The sequence below is a fragment of the Citrobacter sp. Cpo074 genome, from assembly GCF_030332745.1.
Taxonomy (GTDB): Bacteria; Pseudomonadota; Gammaproteobacteria; order Enterobacterales; family Enterobacteriaceae; genus Citrobacter; species Citrobacter portucalensis.
On record NZ_JAOWHG010000027.1, the window covers coordinates 478,688 to 491,497 of the forward strand.

A 12,810-nucleotide genomic window follows, 5' to 3' on the forward strand; every position below is an offset into this window, starting at 1 on the left:
AGCTTGAGATAGCGCAATTTTTCGTACAACAGTTAAAAAATGTTAACCCTGTAATAGACGAATCAACAAAGAACCGTTATACATCGCGTCCTTCACGAGTGCCGCCCCCGCCATCGTCCCCTGATTGGTAAACTGGGTACTTTCAACGACTATGTGCTGACTGTAAGCCGGAAGCGCCTGCTGACGAATGCTGTCAGCGATGGTTGGGAACAAGATATCTGCCGCTTTACTGAGCGGAGAGCCAATCAATATCTTTTGCGGGTTGAACAAATTCACCATGATGGCAAGAATTCGACCGACGTGGGTCCCAACGCCGCTAATGATATCTTTCGCCAATAAATCACCCTGCATGGCCGCCAGGCACAGCGCGTCTACCGTTAACGGTTGTCCATGTAGAGAAGAACTCATTGACTGCTTCAGCCGCACCTGCGCCAATTCGAGCACGCTGTCGACACTGGCGATTGTTTCCAGACAACCATGGTTGCCGCAGTAGCAGCGTTTACCGTAGGGATCGACCTGCGTATGGCCAATCTCCACCAGGCTACTGCTGCCTGCATGCAGCAAATGGCCGTCAGTGATCACCCCTGCACCCACGTTATGATCGATCACCACCTGAATGACGTCGCGCGCACCGCGCGATGCGCCAAAAAGCGCCTCGGCCATCGTCCAGGCGCTGATATCGTGCTGAATATACACCGGCACGCCGGTATGGTTCTCAAGCGCTTCGCCCAACGGCATCTCTTTGACATCTTCGTAAAATGGCATGCGATGAACGATACCGTTTTCAGTATCGATAATACCGGGTAAGGTGATGGCAATGGAGGTTAAGCGCTCCAGCTTTTGCTGGTGGCGGATGAAAAACTGATCGACCTGGGTTATCACGCGATCCAGCAACGGTGTTTCGCTGACCAGCGCCATTTCAAGACAATCTTCAACCACCAGCTTGCTGCTCAGATCGCGTAGCGCCAGAAAAATCTCGCCACGACTGATACGAATGGATAAGTAGTGCCAGGCCTCCGTTTCGACAACCAGCCCAACGGCCGGACGACCACGGCTACCCGCTTCCTTAATTTCCAGCTCTTGCACCAGATGCGCTTCGAGCATTTCGCGGACAATTTTGGTAATGCTGGCAGGCGCCAATTGTGCCAGGCGGGAGAGATCAATACGCGATACCGGACCCAGCTGATCAATCAGGCGATAAACCGCACCCGCATTGGTCTGCTTAATTTGATCGATATGCCCAGGCTGACTATCAGCAACCACCACTTACTCCCTTTATTTTCGCGCTCCGAAATAATCTGCGGGCTATGGTGAAGCACTTCAATGGCTTCCGTCAACTTTTTACTTAGCCTTGTGATTTACTGCACATTTTCGCCCATTTTTAAACTAAATTAACCGCTCTGAACGGCCGCCAGAAGCTGCTCGCGAAAGCGTTGCGCGGCGTGACTTTGCTCATGATGCTTTGGCCACACTAACCACATTTCCGAGACAGCATCTTCTTCCGCTATCGGGATCCAACACATTTCATACAGTTGCACCCGTTTAAAAGAAGCAGGAAGTATAGAAACCCCTAATCCTGCGGCCACCAGCCCAATGATAGTCATCGCCTCGCCAACCTCCTGCGCAATCGTCGGCTTCAGTCCATAGCGACGCATCAGGCCCAGAATATCGTCATACAACCCTGTCCCCACATGGGGGTCAAAAAAGACAAATGGCTCATTCGCCAGCTCGGCCAACGTGACCACGGGTTTTTGCGCCAACGGATGCGCGCGTGGGATCATCGCCATCAGTGGTTCATGCAGAATGATTTCACGCTCCAGCGTTTCCGGAAGCTGCGTATTACGCAGAAGTCCCAAATCCAGCGTTCCTTCATTGAGCGGGGCAATTTGCTCACGCGTGTTCATTTCACGGGTTTGCATATGCACTGCCGGGTAGCTTTGGCGAAACAGCGATAACGTATCTGAAACCGCTTTGATAAACGGCGCGGACGACGTAAAGCCGATACGCAATTCCCCTGCTTCTCCCAGATGCAAACGCTCAGCCCTGGCGGCGGCTTCATTAACCAGCCCGAGGATCTGCCGACTGTCCGCCAGAAACTGCTTTCCGGCAGAGGTCAGCGCCACGCTACGGTTAGTTCGGGCAAGTAACCGGGCGCCAACCTGCTGCTCAAGGATCTGGATCTGCTGGCTTAGCGGCGGTTGCGAAATGTTTAACCGCGCCGCAGCCCGACCAAAATGCAACTCTTCGGCAACGGCCACAAAGTAACGTAAATGACGCAGTTCGATATTCATATTTTAAAAGTATTATTTGAGATTATTAATATATTAGACAGAATATTGTGATTTTCATACTCTTAAGGCTGGTCCTGTAGACGTAATTGAATGAGCAAGGATTTCAAGTGAGCCGTACAACAACTGTCGATACCGCGCCAACAAGCGATGTTGATGAACAGATAGTTACCCCGCCGGATGGTTTTATCAAACGCGGAACATCCCCATTTATGCGCGTCACGCTGGCGCTGTTTTCTGCCGGACTGGCGACTTTTGCCCTCCTCTATTGCGTTCAACCCATACTGCCAGTGCTCTCGCACGAGTTTGGGGTTTCTCCCGCAAGCAGCAGTATCTCGCTTTCCATCTCGACGGCGATGCTGGCGATAGGGTTACTGTTTACCGGCCCACTTTCAGATGCTATTGGCCGCAAGCCGGTGATGGTTACCGCGCTGCTGCTCGCCTCTTGTTGTACGCTGCTTTCAACGATGATGACCAGCTGGCACGGTATTTTAATCATGCGTGCTCTGATAGGACTTTCACTGAGCGGCGTCGCAGCGGTAGGGATGACCTATCTGAGTGAAGAAATTCATCCCAGTTTCGTCGCCTTCTCAATGGGCCTGTATATCAGCGGTAACTCAATTGGCGGAATGAGTGGTCGCTTGATCAGCGGCGTGTTTACCGACTTTTTTAACTGGCGTATCGCGCTGGCGGCGATCGGCTGTTTTGCCCTTGCCTCTGCACTGATGTTCTGGAAAATCCTGCCGGAATCTCGTCATTTCAGACCAACGTCGCTGCGCCCGAAAACGTTGTTTATCAACTTCCGCTTGCACTGGCGCGACAAAGGTTTGCCGCTGCTGTTTGCGGAAGGTTTTTTACTGATGGGATCGTTTGTCACGCTGTTTAATTATATCGGCTACCGCCTGATGCTCTCCCCGTGGGAGCTCAGCCAGGCGGTTGTAGGTTTGTTATCTGTGGCGTATCTGACCGGGACCTGGAGTTCGCCAAAGGCGGGTTCTATGACCACTCGTTATGGCCGTGGCCCGGTAATGCTCTTTTCAACAGGCGTGATGCTGGTTGGACTTTTGATGACCCTGTTCACATCGCTATGGCTGATCTTCGCCGGGATGCTGCTCTTTTCAGCCGGGTTCTTTGCCGCGCACTCCGTAGCAAGCAGTTGGATTGGACCACGAGCAAAACGCGCTAAAGGCCAGGCTTCTTCCCTGTATCTGTTCAGCTATTATCTGGGATCCAGTATTGCCGGTACGCTGGGCGGTGTGTTCTGGCACAGCTATGGCTGGAACGGCGTGGGCGGATTTATCGCCCTGATGCTGGTGTTGGCGTTGCTGGTCGGTGCGCGTTTGCACCATCGTCTGCACGTATAATCCGCGATGCCCGGGTTCCGGGCATCACCTTCATCACCCTGGCTGTAACGTCTGAGCCGCCATCTGCAGAGCAACAACTGTCCCGTTCATCACTATATGCAGCAAAATTGGCATCAACAGACCGTTGCTTTTCAGTCTGGCCAGGATCAACACCTGCGACACAAGAAACAACATCAGCAACGTGCGTAGATCCACATACTGCGTATGCATGATGGCAAAAATGACCGATACCACCACTGACGACAGCCAGGTTTTATTATTGAACCAGTACTGGAACGCGTTGAATAAACAGCCTCTGAAAACAATTTCTTCATAAACTGGCGCGATAAATATCAGGGTCAACGTAGATAACCACAACGCATAACTACTTAAGGATATTTGGCTGGTCACCCACGCTTCAGTTTGTCTGAGACCCAAAATCAATGGCAGGATAAGCTGAATAAACAGCAGCGCCGCGAACAAAATGGCAAACCACCTGGCGTTGAAAATGCCTTTGCCCAGTCCCTCTCTTTTTCTAAAGAAGAAATAATACAGCGGAACCAGCACAACAAATTCCAGCGCAAACAGCAGCGGAAAAAGTAACCCTTTGGCAAGCAGGTCCTGACTCGCGGGGAAAAACAACGGGGTAAACGTGAGGCCAAACATCAGTAAAAACATTGAAAAGCAGCCAGCAACTGCTTTAGTCCTGGCGATATACTGGTTGTCGGCATCCTGTGACATACGATCTCCTTGCGCTCATCGAAGATAAGTTGATGAATTACCTATGCATGATAAAAATTCTCATTATCACTGACAACCTACCAACTTTTACGCAATGCCCATGAGTACAATGCCAAAACCCTCTTTACTCCGGAACTTCACCGTCAACTACTCAGTGGAGAATCCGCCAACGGCAACGAGAAACGGAAGCAGGCCCCTGCCGTTGAGTTAACCAGATGTATATCTCCTCCATGCAGTTCGAGCATTCTACGCACGATCAGTAAGCCCAGGCCGCCGCGCTCGGCCCGCTGCTCACGGGGAATTAACGCGGTCGGGCGCTGAAACAATACTTCTCGCACAGCGTCTTCTACCCCTGGCCCACTGTCCTGCACTTCGGCGAATAAACGGTCTTCATCACGCCAGACTTTTAGCCGCACTTCGCCTCCGTCAGGCGTATGACGGATAGCGTTATCCAGCAAATTCGTCACGACTCTTTCTATCATCGATAAATCGGCATTCACCAGCGGTAACGGCCCCGTTACGTCAAGGTGCAACTGCAAATGACGCGTGGCAACAGGGAGATCAAATTTCTGTGCCACATCCTGGATCAATTCACCAATAGCAAAACGTTCACGCTGCGGTTTTATACCGCCATGCTCCAGCCTTGCCAGCTCAAACAGCTGTTGTGACAGATGGCGAACTTTATGCCCCTGGCGCAGCGCGATGCTAAGATAATGCCGGTTTTCCTCCGGCGTCATCGTATCGGCTTTCAGCGACAGCATTTCCAGATACCCCAACAGCGAAGTCAACGGCGTGCGTAGGTCGTGCGAAATATTGGCAATAAACTCTCTGCGCTGACGATCGCTGTCTGCTAATAAATCCCACTGCTGGGCAATTTTCTGCGCTAACTCAATAAACGCATTGTTCAGCAGCGCTATTTCATTCTCCGGTACCGGATCGGGATTTTTTTGTGCCAATTGTTTGATGACGGTAATGCTGTCCTTCTCCAGTTTTACCACCTGTCCGGTTAGCCTTTTTACTGGATTCGTCACCCATCGCCACACCAGAAAACCTGCAATTCCACCGGCGAATAAAACCAGTATTAACGTCCAGGCCACGGTATTCCAGAGCGTTTTTTGCCAGGCGGTATTCGCCAGCATATTCAGATCTTCGCCCTGCAGAATAATGTACAAATAGCCATGTAGCTCACCGTTATATAAAACTGGCGCGGCGCTGAATACCTTTTGCTGGCTGCTACGCGGATCGTTGCCATAGACGGGCAACGCATCTGAATTAAGGAAATCCTGTATCGGCTGTACGCTAATTTTCTGCCGCTGGATATGCCCCGGCGGTGCGGCATCAGCAAGTATTTCACCTGACGGTGAAATCAGATACAGCTCCACGCTGGGGTTAAGCGTCATCAGGTGATTAAACAATCCTTTTAAGGTCTGGCGATTAATCTGCCCGCTGGCATCAATAAGCGACTCACTTTTGACAATCTTGCTCGCCAACTCCAGCGAGAGCCTTTGCACCATGGCGTCGCCATACTGTTTACTGCTGCGGATCTGGACAACACTGACGGTAACCGCACAAATCAGCATAATGGCGGTAAAGACGAGGGTCAGACGCTGGCTCAGCGACAGGCGATAAATCATGGCTGATGCTCCGCGTTAACCGCAGCAAGCTTATAGCCTCGTCCCCAAACCGTGAGAATAATTTCCGGCTCGGCAGCATCCTTTTCAATTTTGGTCCGCAGGCGATTAATATGACTGTTCACCGTATGCTCATACCCTTCATGCTGGTAGCCCCACACCTGATCTAACAGCGCCTGACGCGAAAAGACCTCGCCTGGATGACGGGCGAAAAAATAGAGCAGATCGAATTCGCGCGGCGTTAAATCGAGGGATTTACCATGCAGCCGGACTTCCCGGGCTAATGGGTCAATCTCTACGCCATGAACGGTGATAATCCCCGCCTCCATACGTAGGTTCTGACTCATCGCTTCCTGACGACGAAACAATGCCTTTACCCGGGCCATCAACTCCAGCACCGAGAAAGGTTTGGCCAGATAATCATCGGCACCCATCTCCAGCCCCAATATACGGTGCGTTTCGCTGGTGCGGGCGCTGATGATAATGACGGGCAAATAAAAACTCATTTGGCGAATGCGACGACAGATCTCCAGCCCGTCGACACCCGGCAGCATCAGATCGAGGATAACGGCATCCCAGACGTGTTTCTCCAGTTGTTCAAGCGCACGAGCTCCGTCTGCCTCATGAACAATCTCGTAACCCTCATCCTTCAGGCTAAGCTGCAAAAGTGAGGCAATATCGCTGTCATCTTCAACCAAAAATATCTTTTTCGCGCCTGCCATCAGTGTCATCCCCCTCTCGTCGTGCTGAAAGCTTACCTCAGGCAAGGGGCGGAAGTTATCACAAAATTTTTAACTTTTCGTGAGGATCCAGGGATACGCATGCGAGCAGTATGTCGTTATAGACACGTCAGACATCAACAGGGAAACGTCGCTTGTTTTCCTTAACATGAAAATAAGAAGGCAAAGTCATGCTAAAAAAACGTCCACTTCGGGAAGCAGATGTTACAGCCGAGTCAGTATTTTTTATGCAACGACGACAGATCCTCAAAGCACTTGGGATAGGTGCTGCTGCGGCCACGCTGTCCTCCCCTACACAGGCTAATTTGCTGGATTGGTTTAAAGGCAACGATCGTCCACCCGCACCCGCAGGCAAAGCGCTTGAGTTCACAAAGCCCGAACGCTGGCAAAACAGCCTGTCACTGACGCCAGAAGACAAGGTGACGGGCTACAACAATTTCTACGAATTTGGTCTGGATAAAGCCGATCCTGCCGCCAATGCCGGTAGCCTGAAAACCGATCCCTGGACGTTAACCATCAGCGGTGAGGTCAACAAACCTTTAACCTTGGATCATGATGCGCTGACCACACGCTTTCCATTAGAAGAGCGTATTTATCGGATGCGTTGCGTTGAGGCCTGGTCGATGGTTGTGCCGTGGGTGGGTTTTCCGTTGCATAAATTACTGGCGCTGGTTGAGCCAACCAGTCACGCCAAATACGTCGCTTTTGAAACACGCTACGCCCCTGATGAAATGCCGGGTCAGAAAGACCGCTTTATTGGCGGTGGGTTGAAATATCCCTATGTCGAAGGTCTTCGGTTGGATGAGGCTATGCACCCGCTCACACTTCTCACCGTAGGCGTATATGGCAAAGCATTGCCGCCGCAAAACGGGGCGCCAATACGTCTGACTGTACCCTGGAAGTACGGCTTCAAGGGCATTAAATCGATAGTCAGTATCAAGCTGACGCGTGAGCAGCCACCGACGACCTGGAATATGTCAGCACCGAATGAATACGGTTTTTACGCCAACGTAAATCCGCAGGTGGATCACCCTCGCTGGTCTCAGGCTACTGAGCGTTTTATCGGTTCGGGTGGCATTCTCGATGTACAGCGACAGCCCACGTTACCTTTTAATGGTTATGCCGATGAGGTGGCATCGTTATATCAGGGCATGGATCTTCGGGAGTATTTTTAAGTGAGGTTGACTGCAAAACAGATAACCGGCCTGAAAGTGCTGCTGCATCTCGCCGGTTTTTTACCCCTGCTATGGCTCTTCTGGGCCGCGCAGCATGGCGGGTTGGGTGCCGACCCAGGAAAAGATATCCAGCACTTTACGGGCATTACCGCGCTGAAGTTTTTGCTGGCTACCCTGCTGGTATCGCCGCTTGCACGCTACGCAAAGCAACCTTTGTTGTTTCGTACCCGGCGGTTGTTAGGTTTATGGTGCTTTGCATGGGCCACACTGCATATAACCAGCTATGCTCTGCTGGAACTGGGTATACAAAACCTGGGATTGTTGGGTCGTGAACTGGTTTCACGCCCATGGCTCATGCTGGGTATGGCCGGTTGGATTATCTTATTCCTGTTGACGTTGACCTCGACACAAGCCGCTCAGCGTAAAATGGGCAAACGCTGGCAAACATTGCACAACTACGTCTACCTGGCCGCCATTTTGCTACCGCTGCATTATCTGTGGTCGGTAAAAGTGCTATCACCGCTCCCTATTATCTACGCCATCTGTTTTGTGGTTCTGCTGGCTTTTCGCTATAAAAAGCTGTTACGGAAAACCGGGTACAAAGGTGTGTTTATGAAAAGTGAGTGAATCACGGTAAACTTCTTAACCACACCTAAACAGAACGAGAACAAAAAATGAGTAACAATGATAATTACCATCAGCTCACCCGCACGTTCCAGCGGCTCTCTCGCTTCTCCCACCTCTCGGCAATCGCCAGTTGGGACATGTTTACCATGATGCCGCCAGGAGGCAGTAAAGCCCGAGGCGAAGCGCTGGCCGAGCTGAGCGTGCTTGAGCACCAACTGTTAACCGATCCGAAAGTGGCAATGTGGATCGCCGCAGCGCAACAGGAAGATCTCAACGATGTAGAACAGGCGAACCTGCGCGAAATGTCGCGATTGCATCACCAGGCATCCTTGTTGCCCGAATCGTTGGTAGAAGCAAAATCACTTGCAGGAAGCCGCTGTGAGCATGCCTGGCGTAGCCAGCGACCAGCTAATGACTGGGAAGGATTTTCCGAAAACCTGAAAGAGGTTGTGAAGTATAGCCGCGAAGAAGCCCGACTGCGCGCAGAAGCAAAAGGTTGTTCTCCATATGATGCACTCCTGGACATCTTTGAACCAGGTATGACCAGCGGTCAGTTGGATATCCTTTTCGCGGACGTTAAAAGCTGGCTGCCCGATCTGCTAAACAAGGTGGTGGCAAAGCAGTCTCAACAGTCGCTCATCGCCCCGGTAGGTCCCTTCCCAACAGCTGTACAGCGAGAGCTGGGTCTTGAAACAATGGCACAGCTAGGTTTCGACTTTACCGCTGGTCGGCTGGATATCAGTGCACATCCTTTCTGTGGCGGCGTACCAGAAGATGTTCGCATTACCACCCGCTATGATGAAAACGAATTACTCAGCGCGCTGTTTGGCGTGATCCATGAAACCGGTCATGCGCGCTATGAGCAAAACCTGCCACGCAGCTGGTCTGGCCAACCTATTGCTCTGGCACGCTCAACCGCCATTCATGAGTCCCAGAGTCTGTTCTTTGAGATGCAACTGGGACGCAGTAAAGCCTTTCTGATGCGGTTGATTCCGACTGTAACGCGCCACTTTGGCGATCAGGCAGCGTTTGAAGAAAGCAATTTCATCGCCTGGAACCAGCAGGTCAAACCCGGGTTTATCCGTGTTGATGCCGACGAGGTAAGCTATCCCGCTCACGTGATCCTGCGTTATGAAATCGAACGTGCGCTTATTAATGGCGATATTGAAGTGGATGATATCCCGGCATTGTGGAACGAGAAAATGCAGGCCTGGCTGGGGCTGTCAACGATCGGAAACTACCGTAACGGTTGTATGCAGGATATTCACTGGACTGACGGCGGCTTTGGCTACTTCCCTTCCTATACCTTAGGCGCCATGTATGCAGCGCAGTTGTTCAGTGCCGCTAACCGCGCATTGCCTGATTTGAATCAGTCTATTGCCCAAGGTGAGTTTGGTGCCCTGTTTGACTGGTTACGTCAGAACATCTGGCAGCATGGCAGCCGCTTTACTACTGAACAGCTTATTACCCAGGCGACCGGAGAGCCGCTCAGCAGCCGTTATTTCCGTTCTCATCTGGAAGCCCGCTATTTGTAATCTCATACCGTGAGTCATTGTACATATCGTTACACGCCGAAACCAATGACTCACGGAAGCCCTGTGTTTACAGCGATATAGTTATTTCAACGGCCCCGCAGTGGGGTTGAATGAAAAACCAAATCGAGGGTATGAGAATGAAAAAAGTATTAGCTCTGGTTGTTGCCGCTGCTATGGGTCTGTCTTCTGCTGCTTTTGCTGCTGAAACAACTGCTACTACCGCTCCGACTGCTGCTGCAACCACCAAAGCAGCGCCGGCAAAAACCACGCATCATAAAAAACAGCACAAAGCAGCGCCGCAGAAAGCGCAGGCTGCCAAGAAACACGCTAAAAAATCCACCACTAAACCGGCTGTAGAACAAAAAGCGCCAGAGCAGAAAGCTCAGGCTGCTAAAAAACACACCAAAAAAGCAGCAACCAAGCCAGCAGCAGAACAAAAAGCCCCAGAGCAGAAAGCTCAGGCCGCTAAAAAACACACCAAAAAAGCCGTAAAACACGACACCGCTAAACCAGCAGCTCAACCTGCAGCATAACGCATTTGTAGTCACTATGGCGTCCCCCACGCCATAGCATACGGCGCTAGATCAACCTGATGTAGCGCCGCCTTTCGGAGGGTAAAATGGTGTCACATTACCGCTTTGAGTTCATTCTTATTACTCTGATAATTTGCGCCCTCATTGCCATGCATTTTTATCTTTCCTGAGTGTAGTTATCTGATTTTACTCCCACTTTCTCGCCGTCCCGTCTATAGTATTAACTGAGGGTTTGCTGTTTATAATCATAATTCCCCACCAGAGTGTGATATGCATAAAACCATTGCTGTATTACTGGGCTCAATTTGTTTTTTTCCTGTTGTTGCGCATGCGGATCAGCCAGCAACGACCACCGCTGAAGCAGAAAGCATAAAAACGCTGTTTTTTGGTCATGACGATCGCACGAAAGTAACGGACCCAACGCAATCACCGTGGGACGCTATCGGACAACTGGAAACCGCCAGTGGTAATCTGTGTACCGCCACGCTCATTTCACTGCATCTGGCCCTGACTGCCGGACACTGCTTGCTCGCTCCACCGAAAGGCAAACCGGATAAAGCCGTCGCGTTACGCTTTGTGTCGAAAAAGGGTGTCTGGCGCTATGAAATCCATGGAATCGAAGGACGGGTTGATCCCTCACTCGGTAAGCGTTTGAAAGCCGATGGCGATGGCTGGATTGTGCCGCCATCCGCAGCCCCGTGGGATTTTGGTCTGGTGGTGCTGCGTTACCCGCCTTCCGGAATCACGCCCCTACCATTATTTGAAGGTGATAAAGCGGCGTTAACCGCGGCGTTGAAAACCGCCGATCGCAAAGTCACACAGTCGGGCTATCCGGAAGATCATCTGGACGATTTGTACACCCATCAGGATTGCGTGGTGACCGGCTGGGCGCAGAATACCGTCTTGTCGCACCAGTGCGACACGCTCCCGGGCGACAGCGGTTCACCGTTGATGCTGAAGACAGATTCAGGCTGGCAGTTGATTGGCGTACAAAGCTCCGCTCCGGCGGCGAAAGATCGCTGGCGAGCCGATAATCGCGCCATATCCGTGACCGGTTTTCGCGATAAGCTGGAAGAGTTGGCGCAGGAGTAACATATGCTGCCCGCATTAACGGGCAGCACGGATATCAGGCAAGTTTAATCATCACCATTCCGGCCAGCAGCAGCGCCACACCGATCCAGCCTTTATTATTCAGGCGCTGACCAAACAACACCCAACCAGCCGCTAACGTCGCGGCAATCCCAAACCCGCCCCACAAAGCGTAGGCAACAGAAAGGTCAATACCTTTTACCGCCTGCGACAGTGCGCTAAAGGCCGCTAACACGGCAGCCAGCGACAGCACGCCATAAACCTTGCGGCGAAATCCATCAGAAAATTTCAAAAAGACGTTAGCGACTATTTCCAGCACGATGGCCATGCCAAGCCAGGCACCATGAACCCACTCAAACTGCTGCATGGGTCACCTCTTTGCTCGTTTTGGCAGGTTTTCGAGTACCAGACTTGATCAGCACAATGCCTAATACCAGCGAGACCAGTCCAGCCACTTTCATCGTGGACAAGGTTTCGTCAAATAACAACACACTAAACAGCGTAATAAATAAAATACCGATACCTTCCCACAAGGCATAGGCCACACCAAGGGCAATTTTTTTAACAGCGAAACTAAGAAAAATATATGATAAGGCGATCATTACCAGCATTAAAATAAAGCCTGAATTACCATGGCCAACGCTTGCCCATTTCATTGACAGCGTACCAGTAATTTCAGCCGCGATGGCCAGACCTAATAATATCCAGTAAAACATGATACTTCTCCTGCTTGAGAATATAGTCCTTTAGGCCTACTGCATGCAGTAAACCAAAAAATAAAATTAGTTAGCTCAGCGCACAGCGCCAGCTCAGGCAGAAGAAGGGACTAAAGCGCGTTGCGCCAGTGTTGCTCACCCGCAAGCAAGAAAGTGGAGGAGGTACGAAGAAGTGTAGGTAAACGCAAAAACATCCTGAACATATTGTCCATAATATTACAATTATCCGCAGTGTTGCTTCTCATCATCGCGGATGATAATTGTCCTCGGTAGTTAAACACAGATGATTTGTATCATAGCTTCAAGACGAACTCAAAGTCTTTTCACTTCTTTACCTGCCCCGTTTGATTTTTGTTATAACGGCTCGACGCAAATCACATTATTATGCAGAT

The 12,810-nt window shown here is 51.0% G+C and carries 15 protein-coding genes; 7 read left to right on the forward strand and 8 right to left on the reverse strand.

The window, feature by feature from the left end:
• Positions 1–42: 42 nt before the first annotated feature.
• Positions 43–1,263 (reverse strand): sugar metabolism global transcriptional regulator Mlc, encoded by a 1,221-nt coding sequence (mlc, locus tag OGX83_RS06875; RefSeq protein WP_003832888.1) that lies wholly within the window; start codon positions 1,261–1,263, stop codon positions 43–45.
• Positions 1,264–1,391: 128 nt separating this feature from the next.
• Positions 1,392–2,291 (reverse strand): multidrug efflux transcriptional activator YnfL/SxtR(Kp), encoded by a 900-nt coding sequence (gene ynfL / locus OGX83_RS06880; protein ID WP_032943386.1) that lies wholly within the window; start codon positions 2,289–2,291, stop codon positions 1,392–1,394.
• 107 nt (positions 2,292–2,398) lie between these two features.
• Here ynfL and ynfM point away from each other — a divergent pair, with 107 nt between their 5' ends.
• Entirely contained in the window at positions 2,399–3,652 is a 1,254-nt protein-coding gene (gene ynfM / locus OGX83_RS06885; protein WP_003832886.1) for a multidrug efflux MFS transporter YnfM/SxtP(Kp), read from the forward strand.
• Positions 3,653–3,685: 33 nt separating this feature from the next.
• On the opposite strand, the gene OGX83_RS06890 is transcribed toward ynfM, so the two are convergent.
• The 3 genes from OGX83_RS06890 to OGX83_RS06900 form a co-directional block, all read right to left on the reverse strand.
• Positions 3,686–4,372: a CPBP family intramembrane glutamic endopeptidase gene (locus OGX83_RS06890; protein ID WP_286587648.1), complete on the reverse strand. Its 687-nt coding sequence runs from the start codon at positions 4,370–4,372 to the stop codon at positions 3,686–3,688.
• A gap of 143 nt (positions 4,373–4,515) precedes the next feature.
• Positions 4,516–6,006, reverse strand: coding sequence for a sensor histidine kinase (locus OGX83_RS06895; RefSeq protein WP_286587650.1), 1,491 nt, complete (start codon positions 6,004–6,006; stop codon positions 4,516–4,518).
• Positions 6,003–6,725, reverse strand: a complete 723-nt coding sequence (locus OGX83_RS06900) for a winged helix-turn-helix domain-containing protein (RefSeq protein WP_286588138.1) — start codon at positions 6,723–6,725, stop codon at positions 6,003–6,005. The genes OGX83_RS06895 and OGX83_RS06900 overlap by 4 nt, the downstream gene beginning before the upstream one ends.
• Positions 6,726–6,913: 188 nt before the next feature.
• Here OGX83_RS06900 and msrP point away from each other — a divergent pair, with 188 nt between their 5' ends.
• From msrP to OGX83_RS06925, 6 genes are all read left to right on the forward strand, one after another.
• On the forward strand, positions 6,914–7,918 hold the full coding sequence (gene msrP, locus OGX83_RS06905; protein ID WP_003832879.1) for a protein-methionine-sulfoxide reductase catalytic subunit MsrP: 1,005 nt from the start codon (positions 6,914–6,916) through the stop codon (positions 7,916–7,918).
• Positions 7,919–8,545, forward strand: a complete 627-nt coding sequence (msrQ, locus tag OGX83_RS06910; protein WP_008784717.1) for a protein-methionine-sulfoxide reductase heme-binding subunit MsrQ — start codon at positions 7,919–7,921, stop codon at positions 8,543–8,545. It abuts the gene before it with no gap.
• 47 nt (positions 8,546–8,592) lie between these two features.
• Positions 8,593–10,080, forward strand: coding sequence for a carboxypeptidase M32 (locus OGX83_RS06915; RefSeq protein ID WP_286587652.1), 1,488 nt, complete (start codon positions 8,593–8,595; stop codon positions 10,078–10,080).
• Between the two features lie 137 nt (positions 10,081–10,217).
• Positions 10,218–10,613, forward strand: coding sequence for an acid resistance repetitive basic protein Asr (gene asr, locus OGX83_RS06920; protein ID WP_048214236.1), 396 nt, complete (start codon positions 10,218–10,220; stop codon positions 10,611–10,613).
• Positions 10,614–10,699: 86 nt separating this feature from the next.
• A complete protein-coding gene (ydgU, locus tag OGX83_RS22860) occupies positions 10,700–10,783 on the forward strand; it encodes a small membrane protein YdgU (protein WP_049259791.1) in 84 nt (27 codons plus the stop codon).
• Between the two features lie 100 nt (positions 10,784–10,883).
• Positions 10,884–11,705 carry a trypsin-like serine peptidase gene (locus OGX83_RS06925; RefSeq protein ID WP_286587654.1) on the forward strand — a complete coding sequence of 274 codons (822 nt, stop codon included), beginning with the start codon at positions 10,884–10,886 and terminating at the stop codon, positions 11,703–11,705.
• 34 nt (positions 11,706–11,739) lie between these two features.
• Here OGX83_RS06925 and mdtI read toward each other — a convergent pair whose 3' ends face one another.
• The 3 genes from mdtI to OGX83_RS22865 form a co-directional block, all read right to left on the reverse strand.
• Entirely contained in the window at positions 11,740–12,069 is a 330-nt protein-coding gene (gene mdtI / locus OGX83_RS06930; RefSeq protein WP_008784713.1) for a multidrug/spermidine efflux SMR transporter subunit MdtI, read from the reverse strand.
• Entirely contained in the window at positions 12,056–12,421 is a 366-nt protein-coding gene (gene mdtJ / locus OGX83_RS06935; RefSeq protein WP_162623449.1) for a multidrug/spermidine efflux SMR transporter subunit MdtJ, read from the reverse strand. Before mdtJ ends, mdtI begins: the two co-directional genes overlap by 14 nt.
• 107 nt (positions 12,422–12,528) lie before the next feature.
• Positions 12,529–12,699, reverse strand: a complete 171-nt coding sequence (locus OGX83_RS22865) for a protein YdgV (protein ID WP_087050578.1) — start codon at positions 12,697–12,699, stop codon at positions 12,529–12,531.
• Between the last annotated feature and the right edge of the window lie 111 nt (positions 12,700–12,810).